Genomic DNA, 18,894 nt, shown 5'->3' on the forward strand with positions numbered 1-18,894 from the left:
CACAACGGAGGTTCGGGTAGTGCGGTTACCGGTGCCTTCGGGTGGGTGCCAGAGCTGTGTAAGGCAGGGTTTTGAGCGCGGCGCCGCCATCGGCGGCGTCGCGCAAGCCGTCCATAATCCGCGCAGGTCGGGCTTATGCATCAGCACGAGCCCGATCCGATCCGCCACATGGGGTTTTGGCGCGGCGCGGACCGTGGGCGCGCCGCGCAATCGGTTGGGGTGACGGGGATCGCAGGCTGCGGCCGTTCGTCGGGTCATCGCGATGGCCGACGTTCCCGACCTTGGGCCGCCGTCCGCTGCGGGCGCCAGGGCTTGCGGCGGGCTGCGCCGCGTGGTTGGGGGTGGGTCAGCGGGCTCCGGCGGGGACGCGGGTGCGTTGGGGGGTGATGGTGAGGCGGCCTCGTGCGGGTGGGGCGAGGGCGGGGGCGTTGGTGCGGCTGATTACGCGGCCTCGGCGGAAGACGATGCGTTCGACCGGCGGGGATGCCAGCGCCTCGGCCAGGGAGCCGGCGCGGACGGCCAACAGGTCGGCGACTGCCCCGGGTTCGGGTCCCGCCTGGGGGAGGCGCATGGTGTCGCGGGCGTCGACGCTGACCGCGGCGTAGGCCTGGTCGGGGGTGAGCCGGCAGGTGGCCGCGAGCAGCGCGGCGGTCTCCAGGGCGTCGGCGCGGCCCATCGGGTGGAGGGCGTCGCGGAGGTGGTCGCCGCCGGCCGCGAGCGGCACGCCCGCGTCGAGGAGCGCCTGGACTGCGGTCGCGCCGCCGCACGGGGCGGTGGCCGTACCGGGGTCGGCGCCGGGGCGGCGCGCCGGGGGCGCCGACGGGAGGCCGACGACCGCCATGCCGGACGCGGCGATCGCCTCGACGACCTTGGCCAGCGCCGGCGGCCGCAGTCGGCCGAGGAGCGCGCAGTGGCTCGCGGTGACCTGCCGGCCGAAGCCGGACGCGCGCAGCAGCCGGGCCAGGTCGGCGACGGCGAGGACCCGCGAGTCGGGCTGATCGTCCAGGTGCAGGTCGAGGTCGACCTCGGCGCGATCGGCGAGCCGCAGCAGCCGCCGGGTCTCGCGGCGCGGGTCCGGCGCGCTGTGCGGCCGGCCGCCGAGCAGCCCGGCGCCCGCCGAGAACGCCTCCAGCGCGGCCCGGTCCGACAGCCCGGGCGACGGCACCGCGACGATCTGCAGGTCCAGCACGCGGTGCAGGTCCTCGCGCAGTTCGCGCAGGATCTCCACGGCGCGCAGCGGCGCCCCGGCCCCCACACCGATGTCGATGTGCGTGCGAACGGCCGTGGCGCCGTTGCCGGACAGCGTCATCAGCGCCGTCCGGGCCCTGCGCCGCAGGTCGTTCGTCGTGTACCGGGCCGACCACGCGCGCCACGAACGCACCGCGCCGTCCCGGCCGTCGGGGTCGCTCCCGACCGGCTCCCACGTGAGCGCCCGGTCCAGGTGCACATGGGGCTCGACGGGCGCCGGCAGCAGCAGGTAGCCCGTGAGGTCGACGACGGTCTGGCCCGGATCGGGTATGCCGACGGGACGTATGTGGCTGACGCTGCCGTGCCGAAGGACGACGTTGCGGACACGGCCGTCGGGCAGCGTCGCGCCGGTCAAGGTGGTCGTTTCGGTCACGGCTTCTCCTTGTGCGCCGGGTGTACGCGGACATTTCCGGTGCGCCTGGACTGCGACTGAACTGTCGTCCGACCACTCTGATGGTGGGCTGTTGCCACAGGGTTACCTAGGGGTTACAGGGGCACCGGTCTCGCACGAAACCGGCGCGTAACAGGCATGACTCCGCGGAGTTACCGGTCAGGCGTACAACCTCGGGATATGTCCCGAGATCTGCTGTCGTCGCGCCCCGGAACCGTGCTGTGGGGCTGGTTGCCCGGTGCCGTCGACCGTCCGGTGCTGAGCGTCGAACCGGGCGCCACCGTAGTCGTCGACACACTGTCGCACCAGGGACTGATGAGGCATCAGGGACGGGATCCCCATGCCTTTTTCGCATCGCTCGGCGTCGACGCGGCTGACGTCCTCGACGATGTGCACGCGCTCGCGGCCTCCGACCTGGCACACGATCCGGCCATCGACGGCCCGCACGTGGTCACCGGCCCGATCGAGGTCCGCGGCGCGCGCCCGGGCGACGTGCTCGCCGTGCACATCGAAGCGCTCGAACCGCGCGTCGGGTACGGCGTGGTCGCGCCGCGCGACGGCGGCCCCGGGCCCGAGGCGCTGCGCAGAGTGGACGACCGGTCGCGCGCGACGACCGAACCCGCCGCGCCCGGCTGCGCGTTCCGCCCCTCGCTCGGCGTGCTGGGCGTGGCGACGTCGGACGGACTGCGCCGGCACTCGGCACGCACCGGTTCGTTCGGCGGCAACCTCGACCTGCCCGAGCTCGGCCCGGGCGCCACGCTGCACCTTCCCGTGCAGGTCCCGGGCGCCCTCTTCCACGTCGGCGGGCCGCGGTTCGGGCTGCGCGCGGACGCGCCGGGCACCGCGTGGGACGGCCCGTTGCGCGCGACGATCCGGCTGGACGTCGTCCCGCAGCCCCGCGTCCGGGACTGGGGCGGTGCCGGCCGCCGCCCGTTCGTGACCACCCCCGGACACCTGGTTCCGCTCGGCCTGGACGCGAACGTCGACCGGGCCCTGGAGCTGTGCCGCGCCCAGGCGTTCGCCCTGCTCGCGGGCCGTTACGGGGAACCGCGCGCGGCGGCCCGCGCCCGGCTCGAGGACGCGGAATTCCGCATCCACCGTTCCGGTTACGGAGTGCATGCGCGGCTGCCGCTGCCCGACCGGGAACCAGTCGGGGCAACTGCCGCCTGACGTACAGGGATTGGTGCAATGCGGGAACTCGCGTACATGTACGGAGAGTTGCCATCTGGGAGGTTGCCATGGCGAGCGCCACTGGGTCAGGATCGCCCCCATGACGACTTCCGAAAGCACCGAGGCGCCTGAGACTCCCCTGTGGCTCCAGGGCCGCGAGGCCGTGGTCGCCGCCGCCGCGCCGGAGGACTGGCGCGACGAGGCGCCGGACTACCACCTGTCGCACACCCTCATGCCGAAGCAGCGCACCCACACCTTCGACGCCGGCTCGCTTGAGGCGATCGTCGAAAGCCTGGTGCAGGTCTTCGAGATGGAGGTGTCGCACAAGAAGGACCCGGCGACCTGGGTCTCGATGGTGACCGAGAAGTTCCGCACCAACGTCAACGGCGGCCCCTGGGCGACCGCCGCCGACATCGCCGAGATCGGCAGCTACAACATCCTCATCGGCGACAGCGTCTTCTACCGCACCGGCCAGGAGAGCTTCGAGTCGTCGCACGACGTCTTCCACAAGGCGCTCCCGAACGGGTTCTTCTGGGAGGTCCTGGAGGTCCTGACCCCGCCGCCGGTGGTCACCTTCAAGTGGCGGCACTGGGGGAAGTTCGAGGGCGAGTACAACGGCTTCGCCCCGACCGGAGAGACCGTCGAGATGTTCGGCGTCAGCATCGCCAAGGTCAGCGACGACCTGCGGCTGCTGGACGTCGAGCACTACTACGACCCCAACACCTTCCTCGGCAAGCTGACCGGCGGCTGCCCGGTCGCGCACACCGCGGGCTGAGCCCCGGCGCCATATCCGCTGGGGCCGGGAACCCGGTCCGGCCTAGTGTGGACACGTGCCGACCACTGTCCCGACCCACGACCCGACCACCGCGATCCAGCCCACCGCCACCCTGGCGGCGGCCGAGCCCTGGCCGACCACCGCGGACGAGGCGCGCGCGATGCAGGACCGGCTCCGGAGGCTCGTCGACACCACCGGACCCGGTCCGGCCGCCGTGCGCCGGGTCGCGGGCCTCGACGTCGCGTACGCCGAGGACTCCGACCGGCTCGCCGCCGCCGTCGTGGTGCTGGACGCCGAGACCCTCACCGTCCTGGAGTCCTCCGTCGTCGAGGGGCACGCGCACTTCCCGTACGTGCCCGGCCTGTTCGCGTTCCGCGAGCTGCCCTCGCTCGTCGAGGCGCTGGACGGCCTCAGCGCGCCGCCCGACCTGCTGGTCTGCGACGGGCAGGGCCTCGCTCACCCGCGCCGCTTCGGACTGGCGTGCCACATCGGCGTGCACACCGGCATCCCGAGCATCGGCGTCGGCAAGACCGCGTTCGTCGGCACCTACGACCCGCCGGGCGCGGCCCGCGGCGAACGCTCCGACCTCGTCCTGGACGGCGACGTCGTCGGCGCCGTCCTGCGCACGCAGCCGGGCGTGAAGCCGGTGTTCGTCTCCGTCGGGCACGGCCTGAGCCTGCCGGAAGCGTGCGCCCACGTGCTCGCGCTGAGCCCGCGGTTCCGACTGCCGGAGACCACGCGCGCGGCGGACTCCGCGTGCCGCAGGGCGCTGGCCGCCGCGCAGGCGGGCTGAACCAAGCCGAATCCGCCGACCCGATGCGCGGAGACGCCGAAGGGCGCCTGCTCCCCCCGAGGGAGCAGGCGCCCTTCGCGTTTCCTTGCGGTGCTACCCCGTTACTCCGAGGAGATCGCCCGGAGCACGTTCATCCTGGACGCGCGACGGGCCGGCAGCAGGGCCGCCAGGCGGCCGATGATCGCCGCCGCCACGACCATCACGATGAGCGTGATCCACGGGAACGTCAGCAGTTCGAGCCCGTAGTTGGCCAGCAGCCGCTGCGCGACCACGCCCCACGACACGCCCAGCGCGAGGCCGATGAGGGCCGCGAACAGCGCGATCACGACGGCTTCCAGCTTGACCATCCGCTTGATCTGCCTGCGGGACGCGCCGATCGCGCGCATCAGGCCGATCTCCCGGGTCCGCTCGACCACCGACAGCGCCAGGGTGTTCACGACACCGAGGACCGCGATGATGATCGTCAGGCCGAGCAGCGCGTAGATCAGGTAGAGCAGGAACTTGATCTGGCCCTGCACCTGGTCCTTGTAGTCGGCCTGGTCGCGCACCTTGAACTGCGGGTACGGGTCCATGGTCTTCTTGACGGTCTCGCTGACCTGGTTCTTGTCCGCGCCCGGCTTGGCGTTGAACATCACCAGGAAGTCGTGCGTGCCGGGGTTGGCCTTGTCGAGGTCCGCGATCGGGATCGTGGACGCGTTGCCGAAGCCGAAGCCGCCCTTCGAGTCCTTCTGGATCGCGACGACCTTGAGCGGGACGGTCTGGCCGGTCGCGGCGAACTTCACCTGGACCGTGCTGCCGACGACGGCCTTGTGATCGTCCGCGACGCCTTCGCTGACCGCGATGGTGCCCGGCTCGCCGACCTTGCCCTTGTCGCCGCCGACGAAGTCGATCTTCCACATCTGGGTGAAGCCAGGCTCGGTCGCGACGACCTGGTCCTTCTCGGTCGTGTGACCGTCGGGGTAGGTCAGCGACACGCCGCCGATCATCCGCGAGCGGACCACCTCGCCCACGCCGTCGCTCTTCTTGACGGACGTCGCGATGTCGTCCGGCAGCGGGTTGCTCTGGTTCGCCTGGATGGTGAAGTCCGCGCCGAAGTTCTTGTCGATCTGGTCGGCGATCGACGAGTTCATCGACGACGCGACGATCGACGTGCCGGCCACCAGCGCGACACCGATCATCACCGCGGACGCGGTGGCGCCGGTGCGGCGCGGGTTGCGGGTCGAGTTCTCGCGGCTCAGCCGGCCCATCGGACCGAACCACTTCGGGAAGCCCGCGGACAGCGCCGGGATGACGGTGCGCGCCAGCACCGGGCCGAGCACCACGAACGAGACGAGCGTGAGCAGGATGCCTGCGACCAGCTCCAGGCCGCCGGTACCGCCCGAGCTCGTGGTCGCCGCGCCGAGCAGCGCGGCCACGCCGACGCCGGCCATGACCAGGCCGATGATCGTACGGCGCTTGAGCGACTTCTGCGGCGGGGCGCCGGCCTCGCGCAGGGCCGCCATCGGGGAGATACGGCTCGCCCGGCGGGCCGGGATGTACGCCGCGATGACGGTGACGAGCGTGCCGACGAGGTAGGCGACGATCGGCGTGAGCGGCTTGAACACCAGGGACGCGCCCTTGAGGTTCATGCCCGCCGCGGTGATCAGCGCCTTGAGGCCGACCGCGAGCCCGAAGCCGGCCGCGATGCCGAGCGTCGAGCCGATCAGGCCGAGCAGCACGGACTCCAGCAGCACCGACTGGGTGACCTGCCCGCGGCTGGCGCCGATCGCCCGCATCAGGCCGAGCTCACGGGTGCGCTGCGCGACCAGCATCGAGAAGGTGTTGAAGATCAGGAAGATGCCGACCAGCACCGCCACGCCCGCGAAGCCGAGCATGAAGTACTTGATGAAGTTGACGAAGCTGCCGATCTGGTCGGCCGCGTCCTTCGCCGTCTCCTTCTGGGTCTTCACCTCGTAGCCGGCGCCCAGGGTGTCCTGCACGCGCTTCTTGAGGGTGTCGTTGCTGACGCCGGGGACGGCTTCGAGCTCCGCCTTGCTGATCTTGTCCGTGGAACCGAGCAGCGTCTTCTGCGCGAACTGGGTCTCCATGAACGCGAGCGTCGCGCCCGGGTTGGTCTTGGTGAACGTCGCGATGCCGACGATCTTGAGGTCGACGGTGCCGAACCCGTTGATCAGCCGGATGGTGTCGCCGATCTTGAGGTTCTTGCGGTCCATCGTGTCCGCGTCGACGACGGCCTGGTTCGGGCCGGTCGGCTCGGTGCCCGACGTGATGTTCACGGCCGAGCGGTCGCTGTGGTACCAGTTCAGGCCGATGGTCGGCGGGCCGGTGTCCCGTCCGAGCAGGGTGTTCTTGCTGTCGACAAGCGTGATTTGCTCGGACTCGACCGACGGATGGGCCTTCTTGACCCCGTCGACCGCCGAGAGCTTCTCGACGGTGTCGGCCGGGATCGACTTGATCTGGCCGGACATCGCGATGTCCTGGTCGCTCTGGTCGGTCTTCTGCGAGACGGTCACGTCCGACGCCGTCGAGCTGAACAGGTCGTTGAACGTCTTGGTGATGGTGTCCGTGAAGATCAGCGTGCCGGACACAAAGGCGACCGACAACAACACCGCGATCGCCGACAGCACCATCCTGCCCTTGTGGGACAGGAAGCTTCTGAAGGATGCCTTCAACATGTCAGGATGCCCCGTTGGTCAGGTTCAGCTGGTGCGGGCCGCGTCGAAGCGCTTCATGCGCTCGAGGACCGCGTCGGAGGTCGGGCGGTGCATCTCGTCGACGATGCTGCCGTCGGCGAGGAACAGGACGCGGTCCGCGTAGGACGCCGCGCTCGGGTCGTGCGTGACCATGACGATGGTCTGGCCGAGCTCGCGCACGCTGCGCTGCAGGAAGCCCAGCACCTCGGCGCCGGCCCGCGAGTCCAGGTTGCCGGTGGGCTCGTCGCCGAAGATGATCTCGGGGCGGCTGGCCAGCGCGCGGGCGCACGCGACGCGCTGCTGCTGGCCGCCGGACAGCTCGGACGGGCGGTGGCCGAGGCGGTCGCGCAGACCGACCGTGTCGATGACGTTCGCCAGCCAGGCCTCGTCGGGCTTGCGGCCCGCAATGTCCATCGGCAGGGTGATGTTCTCGAGCGCGGTCAGCGTCGGCAGCAGGTTGAACGCCTGGAAGATGAAGCCGATGTTGTCGCGCCGCAGCTTGGTCAGGTCCTTGTCCTTGAGCTGCGTGATCTCGGTGTCGCCGATCCAGCTGCGACCCGAGGTGACGGTGTCCAGGCCGGCGAGGCAGTGCATCAGCGTGGACTTGCCGGAGCCGGACGGGCCCATGATCGCGGTGAACTGACCGCGGGCGATCTCGACGTCGACGGCGTTGAGCGCGACCACGCGGGTCTCGCCCTCGCCGTACGCCTTGGTGAGCTGCTGGGCGCGGGCGGCGATCCCGGTGCCGCGGGGATCCGCGTTCTGCGTGGCTGCCGTGGCCGTGGTCACGAGTGTCTCCTGCGGTGTCTAGCCGGTGTCCAACGGGACTCTTCGAGCGAACACGATCACGGTATGGCCCAGGTAAAGATGATGAATCGTCGCCAGGAAGGGAACATCCACTCCTCCCGCAGGAGGAGCGGGGGTACTACGACGTACGCCCTCCCCTAGGGGGAACCCGGACGGGAGGGGACGGGAGGAGACGGGCACTCATCCATGAGGACGAGGGGTAGCGACTTTCGTAGGTGCCGATCGCTCCCTTCCGGTCTACCGGCGGTCCGGGTGGCGGGAGGAGTCTGGATGGAGTCGGAGAACCGTCGGCCCCGTGCCCGGCACCGCGATCGAGGAGGACCGTCGTGAACGAGTACCGCGAGCAGACCCCGCCGAACGGATCGGCGGCGGTGCCCGAACCGCCCGCGCGGCCCGGAGTGGCGGCGCGCGCGGCCCAGTTGACCAAGGCGTACGGCGAGGGCGAGACCCGCGTGGTCGCGCTGGACGCGGTCGACATCGACATCCCGCGCGGCCGGCTGACCGCGATCATGGGCCCGTCCGGGTCCGGCAAGTCGACGCTGATGCACTGCCTGGCCGGGCTGGACTCGGTCACGCACGGCCGGGTGTGGATCGCCGGGACCGAGATCACCCAGTTGAAGGACAAGGACCTCACGAAGCTGCGGCGCGACCGGATCGGCTTCGTGTTCCAGGCGTTCAACCTGCTGCCGACGCTGACCGCGCTCGAGAACATCACGCTGCCGATGGACATCGCCGGCCACAAGCCCGACCCCGAGTGGGTCGAGCAGGTCGTCGCCGCCGTCGGCCTGAAGGACCGGCTGCACCACCGCCCGGCGGAGCTGTCCGGCGGCCAGCAGCAGCGCGTCGCGTGCGCCCGCGCGCTCGCCGCCCGGCCCGACATCATCTTCGCCGACGAGCCCACCGGCAACCTCGACTCGCGCTCCGGCGCCGAGGTGCTCACCTTCCTGCGCCGCAGCGTCGACGTGCTCGGGCAGACCGTCGTCATGGTCACGCACGACCCCGGCGCGGCGTCCTACGCGCACCACGTGGTCTTCCTCGCCGACGGCCGCATCGTCGACGAGATGGACGCGCCGACCCCGGACCGCGTGCTGGAGCGCATGAAGCGGTTCGACGCGGTGCGCACCACCTGACCGACAGCGCCCGAACCTTCCCGCTGAACCGCCCCCCGTCCCACGGCCGGGAGGTGCCTCACCGCTGAGCGGCGGCTCGCCCGCGGCGTCCGCGACCGCCGTTGCCCGGAGGGCGATTCCGCATGCCCGCGAACGGCGGCGCAGCCCGCGCACCCCCCCGTCCGCCCCCGACTCCGTCGAGGACTGAACCCACCATGTGGAAAACCACCCTGCGCAACCTGGTCGCCTACCGGCTCAGGCTCGCGCTGACCGCCGTCGCCATCGTGTTCGGCGTGGCCTTCGTCTCCGGTGTGCTCACCCTGAGCAGCACGCTGTCGAAGGCGTACAAGGACGCCGCGGCCACCGACTACGAAGGAGTGTCCGTCGCCGTCCGCCCGACCGGCGACGCGAAGAAGGCCAACCAGATCCCGGCCCTCGACGAGGCGCTGACCGCCAAGCTGCGCGCGCTGCCGGGTGTCGCCTCGGTGCGCGCGACCAGCAGCGGGTTCACCGCCGTGGTCGACCGCGACGGCGAGCGGCTCGGCGGGCGCCGCAACGTCGTCGGTGCGACGTTCTCGCCCGGCAAGGACGGCCAGGACCCCAAGTACCGCTTCGAGACGGGCCGCGGACCGGCGAACGCGCAGGAGGTGGCGATCGACAAGCGCGTCGCGGAGGACGGCGGCTACAAGGTCGGCGACCGCATCCGCGTCGTCGCCAACGGTCCCGTGCGCGACGTGCTGCTGGTCGGCACCTTCACCACCGACGACGCGCAGTACAAACTCGGCGGCTCCATCACGCTGTTCGACCGCGCGACCGCGCAACAGCTGTTCAACCAGCCCGGCCGCGACGGCGAGCTCAGCGTGCGCACCCTGCCGGGGACCGGCGAGGAGGCCCTGCTCGCCGAGGTGCGCCCGCTCGTACCGCGCGGCGCCGAGGCGGTCACCGGCACCAAGCTGCGCGACGACCAGGCCAAGGACATCGAACGCGACACCAAGTCGCTGTCCATGACGCTGCTGGCGTTCGCCGGTATCGCGCTGTTCGTCGGCACGTTCATCATCGCCAACACCTTCACCATGCTGGTCGCCCAGCGCACACGGGAGTTCGCGCTGCTGCGCGCCGTCGGAGCGACCCGCACGCAGGTCACCCGGTCGGTGCTCGTCGAGGCGACGCTGCTGGGTGTGCTGTCCGGCACGGCCGGATTCGTGCTCGGCCTCGGGCTGTGCCAGGGGCTGCGCGCGGTGTTCAACGCGGCCGGTGCCGAACTGCCGTCCGGGCCCCTGGTGATCACGCCGAACGCGGTCATCGCGTCGCTCGTCGTCGGCGTCCTCGTCACGGTCGTCGCGGCGTGGCTGCCGGCCCGGCGCGCGGCGTCCATCCCGCCCGTCGCGGCGCTGCGCAGCGATGTGCCGCCGACCGCGAAGAGCCTGCGGCGGCGCAACCTGAGCGGCGCGTTCATGGTCGGCCTGGGCGCGGTCATCTGCTACGGCTACGGGCAGCTCAAGGACAAGACGAGCGGCGACGTCCTGATGATCCTGCTCGGCGGCGCCGTCGCGCTGACCGGCGTGATCATGCTGGTGCCGATGCTCGCGACGCCGGTCGTCCGCGCCGTCGGACTGCCGCTGGCACGCGGGTTCGGGATCTCCGGCAAACTCGCGCGGGAGAACGCGGTGCGGAACCCGCGGCGCACCGCCGCCACCGCGTCCGCCCTGATGATCGGGCTCGTGCTGGTCAGCATGCTGTCCGTGTTCGGCGCCTCGCTGAAGCAGGAGCTCGACCGGGTCGCGCTGCGCGGCATCACCGCCGACTACGGCGTGAGCCTGGTCTCCAACCAGCCCATGGACCCGGCGATGGTCGACGCGGTGCTCAAGGCGCCCGGCGTCCAGGCCGCGTCGCCGCTGCTGTCCACCGAGGTCGCCATGGGCACCGGCGGCACCACCACCGAGGTCACCGGCGTCGACGGCCGCACCGGCATGCAGCTGCTGCACGCCGACTTCACGGAAGGCGGCCCCGAGGGTTTCGCCGCGGGCATCCTGCTCGACCAGAAGTTCGCCAAGGACCACGGCTGGAAGGTCGGCGGCACCGTGCCGGTCACCTACCCGGACGGCCAGACGGCGTCCGTAACGGTCGCCGGCCTCTACGAGACCAGTCTGCTGCTGGGCAACGCGCTGATGCCCAACCAGCTGCTCCAACCGCACCTGGACCGCGCCACCGCGACCGACGTCCTGGTCAAGTCCGCGCCCGGCGCGGGCGGTTCGATGCGCGACAACCTCAAGAACGCGCTCAACCGCAACCCGGCCGTGAAGATCATGTCGAAGGACGACTACCGCAAGGAACTCGGCGGCATCATCGACCTGATGCTCAACCTGCTGTACGCGCTGCTCGGCATGGCCATCGTCATCGCGGTCATCGGCATCGTCAACACACTGGCCATGTCGGTGTTCGAACGCACCCGTGAGATCGGCATGCTGCGGGCGATCGGCATGGACCGGCGCCGAATCCGCTCGATGATCCGCATCGAAGCCGTCATGATCTCCGTGTTCGGCGCGCTGCTCGGCACGGGGATCGGCCTCGGCGTCGGCGTCCTCGGTGTGAAGGCCCTCAAGGGCAGCACACAGATGACGCCCACGGTCCCGTGGGAGCGCATGGGCCTGTTCCTGGTCCTCGCCGCGCTGGTCGGCATGCTCGCGGCGGCCTGGCCCGCCCGGCGCGCCGCACGTATGGAGGTCCTCGGTGCGATCAAGGCGGAGTAACGACCAGTGACAGCTTGGCTGCCGACCGTGCCGGCCCTGCCGGCCGGCGACCAGTGGGCGCGGGCAGGGGCGGTGGGTACCGTGGACCAGGTGAAACGCCGCCCCTTCTCGCGTCCGGTGCCCCCCGTGGTGTTCGACCGGATCTTCGCCGGCGGCTTCACCGTGCTGATCGTGGCCGCCCTCGCCTGGGCGGGCTGGACCGAGCGCCACGAGGGCATCGCCGCGACCGAGTGGATCAAGGCGGCGATGCAGATCGCCAGCACCGTCGCGCTGTTCTGGCGGCGGGCCCACCCGATCGCCGTCGGCCTCGCGTGCGGGCTGCTGTCCCTCCCGGAGCAGGCCGTCGCGACACCGTTCGCGATGTACGCCGTGGGGCGCTACGTCGAGGACCGCACCAAGGTGTGGTTCGTCGTCGTGCCGGTCAGCGTGGTCTGGGCGCAGCCCTGGGCGATGCCGAGCACCGGCGACCGGATCGGCAACATCCTCATCGGCCTCGCACCCGCGCTGTACGGCCTGTACGTCGCGTCCCGGAACCGGCTCATCGCGGCCCTCGCCGAACGCGCCGAACGGGCCGAGCGGGAACAGGAACTGCGCGCCGAGCAGGCCCGCTCGGAAGAACGCGAACGCCTCGCGGGCGAGATGCACGACGTCGTCACGCACCGCGTCAGCCTGATGGTCCTGCAGGCCGGTGCCCTGCGCACCCGCGCCCCCGACCAGGCGGTCCGCGACGCCGCCGAGGACCTTCGCCTCGTCGGCTGCCAGGCGCTCGAGGAACTCCGCAACCTCGTCACGATCCTGCGCAACGAGGACCGGTTCGGCACCTCGGCGGCGGCCGAACCCGCCGAGCTCGACCTGTCCCGGCTCGTCGCCGAGTCCCGCACCGCGGGCGTCGACGTGCGGCTCAGCCTCGAGGGCGCGATGCCGCCCGCGTCGCCGGTGGTGGTGCGCACCGCGTACCGCATCGTGCAGGAGTCCCTCACGAACGTGCACAAGCACGCCCCCGGCGCGAGCGTGGGCATCCACGTGCGGCACTCCGAGGGCTGGCTGCGCATCCAGGTCGTCAACACCGCCGCGACCGGACCGTGCGAACTCGTGTTCCCCGGCGAGGGCACCGGCCTGACCGGGCTGCGGCAGCGCGTCGAGATGGTCAAGGGCTCGCTGCGCGCCGGACCCACCGGCGACGGCGGGTTCGCGGTCGCCGCCGACCTCCCCGTCGCGACCGCGGCCGGGACACCCGCCCAAACCCCTTCAGGAGCACGATGATCCGGGTGCTGGTGGTCGACGACGAGCGGATGGTGTGCACGCTGCTGCGCACCATCCTCGGCACGTCGTCCGACGTCGAGGTGGTCGGCGAGGCCTACGACGGCGCCGAGGCCGTCGAGTCCGTCGTCCGCCTCGCCCCCGACGTCGTCCTGATGGACCTGCACATGCCGGGCGTGGACGGCCTCACCGCCATCGACCGCATCCGCAGGCTCCCCGAACCGCCGCGCGTCGTCGTCCTGACCACGATCGACCCCGACCAGTACGTCCTCCGCGCGCTGCACGCCGGTGCCGCGGGCTTCCTGCTCAAGGACACCCCGCCGGAGGACCTGATCGGGCTGGTGCGGGTGGCGTCCGAGGGGCACACCGTGCTGTCGCCCGCGGCCACCCGCGGCCTGGTGACCGCGTCGGCGGGGCACGACGCCGTCCGGCAGCGGGCGTTGCTGCGCATCGAGGAACTGACCGAGCGGGAACGGGAGGTGCTCGCCTGCCTGGGCGAGGGCCTGTCGAACGCGCAGATCGCGGAACGGCTGTTCCTCAGCGAGGCGACCGTGAAGGGCTACGTGTCGCGGCTGCTGGTCAAGCTCGACTGCGCGAACCGCACGCAGGCCGGGATCATCGCGTACGACGCGGGGCTGATCGCGCGCACATGAGGCGCGCGGTCGGCCCCGCGTCGTGGTCGCACCGGCGGATCAGCCCACCGGGACCCCGCTCCTGGCCTCGGCCTCCGCCTCCGGAGACTCGGCGACGGCGGCGGACAGCGTGTTGTGCCGGGCCGTCCAGGCGACGAGGACGCCCAGCAACGCGGCGCACGCCATCAGCACCGACTGGATCTCGAACGCGCGGCTGAACCCGTCGACGTTGGCGTGGAGCGGGTCGACGCCCTCGGCGATGCGGTCGTCGCGCAGGCTGCTCGCGACGGTGACCAGGACGGCGATGCCGATGGCCGCACCTATCTGCTGGCAGGTGGTCACCATCGCGGACGCGACGCCGCCGTCGCCCTCGCCCGCACCGCCGGTCGCGACCTGGATGATCGCGACGAACGCCGCGCCGAGGCCGAGACCGGTGACGACGAGGGCCGGCATCAGGTGGGCGGTGAAGGAACTGGCCGCGTCCAGGCGGCTCATCGAGAACATGCCGCAGGCGGCGACGGCCGGGCCCAGGACCAGCGGGACGGCCGGCCCGCGCGTGGTCAGCACCTTGGACGTGACACCCGCCGCGACGCCCATGCCCACGCTGAACGGGAGGTACGAGAGCCCGGTCCGCATGGGCGCCCAGTGCTGGATGTTCTGCATGTAGAGCGTGAGGAAGAAGAACATCGCGAACAGGCCGCCGGCCGCGACGAGGACGAGGAGCTGGGCGAGCGTGGCGTCGCGCCGCTTGAGCAGGCCGCGGGGGATGAGCGGTTCGTCGGCGGTGCGCTGCCGCAGCGCGAACCCGGCGGCGAGGACGGCCGCGCCCGCGAGGCCGAGCAGGGTGCGGGCGGAGCCCCACGGGTGCTTGTCGGTCTCGACGACGGTGTAGACGAGCAGCAGGACGGCCAGGGTGCCGAGCGCGGCGCCGGGGAAGTCGGGCGTGCGCCCGCGCTCGCCGCGTTCGTCGGCGGGGATGACGCGCGGCATGGCCAGCAGCGCGACCGCGCCGACCGGCAGGTTGATGAGGAAGATCCAGCGCCAGTCCGTCCATTCGACGAGCGCCCCGCCGAGGAGCAGCCCGGTCGCGGCGCCGAGCCCGGTGAGCGCGGCCCAGACGCCGAGGGCGCGGGCGCGTTCGGCGCGGTCCTGGAACGTCGCGAGCAGGATCGACAGGGCGGCGGGGGACAGCATCGCGCCGGCGACGCCCTGCGTGGCGCGGGCGGCGATGAGCGTCCCGGCGTTGGGCGCCAGCCCGCATGCGGCCGAGGCGAGGACGAAGCCGGTGAGCGCGCCGGCGAACAGCCGCCGCCGTCCGACGAGGTCGGCGAGCCCGCCGCCGATGAGCAGGAAGCCGCCGAACGTCAGGAAGTACGCGTTGGTGACCCACGACAGCGCGTTCGGGGAGAAGTGGAGGTCGGCACCGACGGTCGGCAGCGCCACATTGACGATCGTGTCGTCGATGAGGAGCACGAACTGCGCGGTGCACACCAGGAGCAGCACGAGACGGCGGTTCACGCCCTCGTGGCCGGTGCCGTGGGCTTGCATGGGAGAGCCCCTCCTACAGTTGTAGAAATGACTTCTCCAGTTGTAGAGATTTCTTCTACAGGCGTCAAGCTGCTGGCAGAATGGGGGCATGCGAGACGAGGACGACACCACCGGCGAAGCCCGGCACCAGGGCGCCGCGGCCGGCCGGCGCGTGCAGCTGCTCGACGCCGCGATCCGCGTGCTCGCCGCGCAGGGGCTACGCGGTCTCACGCACCGCGCCGTGCAGCAGGAGGCCGGGCTGCCGCACGGCTCGGTGACGTACTACTTCAAGACCCGCGACCACCTCGTGCTCGGCGTCATCGAGCGCATGAGCGAGCTCGAGCAGGCCGCCGCCTCGCAGGTCGCCGACGAGCTGATGCGCGCGATGGTCGCCCGGCCGTTCGACCCGGACTACCGGCACATCGCGGACCTGACGAAGGCGTGGTGGGACGGCAGCCGCGACCGCGAGCTCGCCCGCTACGAGATGCAGATCGCCGGCCGCCGCGAGGCGTTGATCGGGGACGCGATGCGCCGCTCCACCGCGGAGTTCCGCAAGCTCACCGAGTTCATCGCGCTGGCGTGCGGATCGACCGACGCGGAGGCCGACGGCGAGGTCCTCATCGCCATGATCGACGGCATGCTGTTCCACTACCTGGTCAACCAGCCGGCCGACCCGCGCTACATCGAGATCGGCCTCCGCCGCGCGATCGAGTCGCTCCGATCCGTTCCGGCGGAGGCCGCGAACCGCACCTGAGGCTAGGCGGGGTCGACTCCGGTCCCGGTCTCGAACCCGGTGAGGCCCAGCACCGCGAAGTCGGTCGCCGCCGCGAACGTCGGCAGGGCGGCGAGCCGTTGTGTGTACGCCCAAAGGCTGGGGAAGTCCCGCAGCGTGCGGCCGTCCTTCCCGACCGCCGCGCCGTAGGCCTTCTCGAAGCGGATCAACTTGACCCACAGCCGGACGTCGGACAGCGTCAGCGCCCTGCCGTGCACGAACGCCAGCGCGGACAAGCGCTCTTCATGGGCGTCGAGGGCGTTGGCGGAGGTTCCGTCGGCGTCCTCGACGAGCCCGCCCGCACGCACCTCGGCGGTGATCCGTGCGTCGAACACATCGATGTCCGAGCGGAGTTCCACCGGATACAGGTCGACGGACCCGTCGGCCCACGCGTCGAACCGGGTGGCCAGGTCCACTGGTATGACCGGGAATTCGTTGCTGACCACCCGGGACGTCGTGCGGTCCCACAGCGTCGGGACGGAGATGTGGCCGTCGTAGCCCGGTTCGGTCGCCTCGTAGGCGTCGCGCAGCAGCGCGAAGCCGTTGACCGGGTCGGGGCCGAAGCGTTCGCGGAACGCCCAACCGCGCCCGTCGCGCTCCTCGTCGACGTAGGACGCGGTGACCACGTCCTCGAGCCCCTTCACGGTCCGCACGATCGCGGCGATGTGCGCCCACGGGCAGCCGTGCGCGAGGTACAGGTGGTAGCGGCCGGGCTCGGCGGGGTACGGGACCGAGCCGGGCGCGGAGATCCGGCCCTGGAACGGGTAGATCGGGCACTCGACACCGTTCGCGGACGACGGCGGCTTGGCGCGGTAGACCCCGAAGACGTCGGTGTCTACGGGGCTGGCGAACACTGCGGTGCTGGTCATCGAGGACTCCAAAGGTGCTGCCGGGAACCGGATTTCGGATGGGGAGGGGGGAATGGGGGAGGGGCTCGTCATGCGACGTCGCGGGCCTCGGGCGGGGCGGTCGCGGCGGCTCCGGCCCGGGTGCCCGCGTCCGGTTCCGCTTCGCCGCCGCCTTCGGCCAACCGGGTCAGCACGGTGCGGGCCAGCGCGTCGTTGACGCGGAACGCAGGGGCGTCCAGCCGCGGGCGCGCGAACCCGCCGACCGCGGCCCCGCCGGCCGCCCCGTGCCCGACGGCGTGGCGGGCCGGGTGCTCGGTGCCGTCCGCCGCGATCAGCCGCTGGGTGCCGGGGGCGGTCGCGAGCTTGCCGGTGGCCCGGCCGGTGAGGACCTGCTCGGAGACGTCGCCGCGGGTGTACAGGCGGCGCAGCAGCGGGTCGCGCGTGCGGGCCAACGACGGTTCCGGCAGCCGCGCGTCGACCAGCGCGCCGGCGCGCACGGTGCCGGGCACCGACGGCGAGCGGGCGGTGAACGCGCCGTCGATCGCCGCGATCGCAGCGTCCGCCCCCAGGAACCGGACGACCCCGGCCCGGGCGAGCGCCAGCATCTCCTCCAGGCGCGGCCCCGGCGGGCCGCTCGCCAGATAGCTGAAGAAGCCGTGGAACTCCGGCAGCCCCTGGGCCTGCGCGGAGTCGGCGACCCGCCCCGTGCCGAGCAGCCGGGCGAGGACGCCGTACGCGGCCAGCAGCCCGTGGATCATCGCGAGGTCGGCACTGTGCCGCGCGTCGGAGCGGCGGGCCAGGTCGGCGGCGAGGTGTCCGTGGAGCGCGCGCTGCAACGCGTCCCGGTCGGCGAACCGCCGCCCGGCGAGCGGCCGGTCGAGCCGGGCGAGGTCCAGCCGGTCCTCGGCGTCGGGCACGGTGCGCGCGACCAGCGCGGCCGTCGCCGCGGGCCCGGAGGCGGCGGCGAACGCCGTGGCGAAGTCGTCCCAGGTGCCGGTCGTCCGCTCGCCGTGGGCGGTGAACAGCCTTTGGTAGTAAGACCATTCGAGTTCGCGCAGCAGGACCGGATGGAGGTCGCGCTCCCACTCCAGCGCCCCGTGTCCGGGTCGGTCGTCGAACGCCTCGACGGTGAAGAATTGCGGTCCCGTGGGACGTTCGCCGGTCAGCTCGTAGCCGGTCTTGGCGCGGTAGGGCACGCCGCGCCGCGACGCCGGGTACAGCACCGGCTCACGCCCGCTGGGCCGGTACACCAGCGTGCCCGCGCCGTCGCGTTCGAAGCGGCCGCCGCGTTCCGACGTGACCCGGACCATCAGGTCGACGAACGCCAGCCCGATGCCGCGGACCAGCACCGGCGCGCCCGGCGCGAGCGTGTCCAGGTCCTGGTCCGCGGTGTAGCCGCGCGGCACGTACACGAGGCCGTTGTCGCGCGCGTACGCGGCCAGCCGCTGTTCTTCGGGGTCCGGGTCGGCGTCGAGGTGCCCCTGGGCGAGCACCACCGCGTCGACGGTCAGCTGTGCCCCGCTCGCGAGCGTCAGCCGCTGCCTGGGCGCCGGCCCGGGGCCCACGGTGTCGGTCAGGTCGACCGCGCGGTCCCGGTGCACCAGCACCCGGACGTTGGGCGGTGCGGCGGCCGCGGCGGAGCGGAACACCCACGCCAGGTAGGCGCTCATCAGCGGCCGACTGGGAAAGGACACCGGGGTCAGCCGCGCGAGCTCGTCCGCGAACGGCAGCAGCGTCGCGTGCGGCCGCCCCTCGCGGAACTCGGCGGCGCGGGCGCGCCCCCACTCCCACAGCGACGGGCCGGGCCGGATCGGACCGGCGCAGGTGCTCGCCTCGTCCGTGAACAGCGTGACGTCCGACGCCAGCGAGTTGGCCCACAGCAGCGGCGACTGCTCGCGCCGCCACACCCGGCCCGCGCCGGGCGGGAACGGGTCGACGACGTGGACGCGCAGCGGGCGGGCGCCGAGCAGCCCGGCGGCGTTGGCGCACAGCCGCTCGACGAGCGACGTGCCGCCGGGGCCGGCGCCGACGACGGCGACCGTGAGCGGCTCGGGCGAGGACGGGGTGGCGGGCATGGAATCCCCCGGGGAACGGACGGCCGCCCAGCCGGGTCGCGTCA

14 protein-coding genes are annotated in these 18,894 nt (G+C 72.2%); 8 read left to right on the plus strand and 6 right to left on the minus strand.

The window, feature by feature from the left end; genetic code table 11:
• Positions 1-346 precede the first annotated feature (346 nt).
• On the minus strand, positions 347-1,621 hold the full coding sequence (locus QI554_RS38385; RefSeq protein ID WP_281477205.1) for an amidohydrolase family protein: 1,275 nt from the start codon (positions 1,619-1,621) through the stop codon (positions 347-349).
• 198 nt (positions 1,622-1,819) lie between these two features.
• Here QI554_RS38385 and QI554_RS38390 point away from each other — a divergent pair, with 198 nt between their 5' ends.
• The 3 genes from QI554_RS38390 to QI554_RS38400 all read left to right on the plus strand — a co-directional run bounded on the left by QI554_RS38390 (position 1,820) and on the right by QI554_RS38400 (position 4,377).
• Positions 1,820-2,809 carry an acetamidase/formamidase family protein gene (locus QI554_RS38390; protein WP_281477206.1) on the plus strand — a complete coding sequence of 330 codons (990 nt, stop codon included), beginning with the start codon at positions 1,820-1,822 and terminating at the stop codon, positions 2,807-2,809.
• A 100-nt stretch (positions 2,810-2,909) separates the two neighbouring features.
• Positions 2,910-3,584 (plus strand): SnoaL-like polyketide cyclase, encoded by a 675-nt coding sequence (locus QI554_RS38395; RefSeq protein ID WP_281477207.1) that lies wholly within the window; start codon positions 2,910-2,912, stop codon positions 3,582-3,584.
• A gap of 160 nt (positions 3,585-3,744) precedes the next feature.
• A complete protein-coding gene (locus QI554_RS38400; RefSeq protein ID WP_281477259.1) occupies positions 3,745-4,377 on the plus strand; it encodes an endonuclease V in 633 nt (210 codons plus the stop codon).
• 101 nt (positions 4,378-4,478) lie between these two features.
• On the opposite strand, the gene QI554_RS38405 is transcribed toward QI554_RS38400, so the two are convergent.
• Complete coding sequence (locus QI554_RS38405; RefSeq protein WP_281477209.1) at positions 4,479-7,052, minus strand: ABC transporter permease; 2,574 nt, start codon at positions 7,050-7,052, stop codon at positions 4,479-4,481.
• 24 nt (positions 7,053-7,076) lie between these two features.
• Positions 7,077-7,808: an ABC transporter ATP-binding protein gene (locus QI554_RS38410; RefSeq protein ID WP_281477261.1), complete on the minus strand. Its 732-nt coding sequence runs from the start codon at positions 7,806-7,808 to the stop codon at positions 7,077-7,079.
• A gap of 467 nt (positions 7,809-8,275) precedes the next feature.
• Here QI554_RS38410 and QI554_RS38415 point away from each other — a divergent pair, with 467 nt between their 5' ends.
• The 4 genes from QI554_RS38415 to QI554_RS38430 all read left to right on the plus strand — a co-directional run bounded on the left by QI554_RS38415 (position 8,276) and on the right by QI554_RS38430 (position 13,649).
• Positions 8,276-9,007: an ABC transporter ATP-binding protein gene (locus tag QI554_RS38415; RefSeq protein ID WP_343230856.1), complete on the plus strand. Its 732-nt coding sequence runs from the start codon at positions 8,276-8,278 to the stop codon at positions 9,005-9,007.
• Positions 9,008-9,201: 194 nt separating this feature from the next.
• Positions 9,202-11,736 (plus strand): ABC transporter permease, encoded by a 2,535-nt coding sequence (locus QI554_RS38420; protein WP_281477211.1) that lies wholly within the window; start codon positions 9,202-9,204, stop codon positions 11,734-11,736.
• Positions 11,737-11,826: 90 nt separating this feature from the next.
• On the plus strand, positions 11,827-12,999 hold the full coding sequence (locus QI554_RS38425; protein WP_281477213.1) for a sensor histidine kinase: 1,173 nt from the start codon (positions 11,827-11,829) through the stop codon (positions 12,997-12,999).
• Complete coding sequence (locus QI554_RS38430; RefSeq protein WP_281477215.1) at positions 12,996-13,649, plus strand: response regulator; 654 nt, start codon at positions 12,996-12,998, stop codon at positions 13,647-13,649. Before QI554_RS38425 ends, QI554_RS38430 begins: the two co-directional genes overlap by 4 nt.
• A gap of 39 nt (positions 13,650-13,688) precedes the next feature.
• Here the strand turns inward: QI554_RS38430 and QI554_RS38435 are convergent, their stop codons facing one another.
• A complete protein-coding gene (locus tag QI554_RS38435) occupies positions 13,689-15,176 on the minus strand; it encodes an MFS transporter (RefSeq protein WP_281477216.1) in 1,488 nt (495 codons plus the stop codon).
• An 88-nt stretch (positions 15,177-15,264) separates the two neighbouring features.
• Here QI554_RS38435 and QI554_RS38440 point away from each other — a divergent pair, with 88 nt between their 5' ends.
• Positions 15,265-15,909: a TetR/AcrR family transcriptional regulator gene (locus tag QI554_RS38440; RefSeq protein ID WP_281477218.1), complete on the plus strand. Its 645-nt coding sequence runs from the start codon at positions 15,265-15,267 to the stop codon at positions 15,907-15,909.
• 2 nt (positions 15,910-15,911) lie between these two features.
• Here QI554_RS38440 and QI554_RS38445 read toward each other — a convergent pair whose 3' ends face one another.
• Positions 15,912-16,796, minus strand: a complete 885-nt coding sequence (locus tag QI554_RS38445; RefSeq protein WP_281477219.1) for a glutathione S-transferase C-terminal domain-containing protein — start codon at positions 16,794-16,796, stop codon at positions 15,912-15,914.
• A 68-nt stretch (positions 16,797-16,864) separates the two neighbouring features.
• Complete coding sequence (locus QI554_RS38450) at positions 16,865-18,850, minus strand: FAD/NAD(P)-binding protein (protein WP_281477221.1); 1,986 nt, start codon at positions 18,848-18,850, stop codon at positions 16,865-16,867.
• Positions 18,851-18,894: the final 44 nt, after the last annotated feature.

The sequence above is a fragment of the Yinghuangia seranimata genome, assembly GCF_029953285.1.
GTDB classification, from domain to species: domain Bacteria; phylum Actinomycetota; class Actinomycetes; order Streptomycetales; family Streptomycetaceae; genus Yinghuangia; species Yinghuangia seranimata.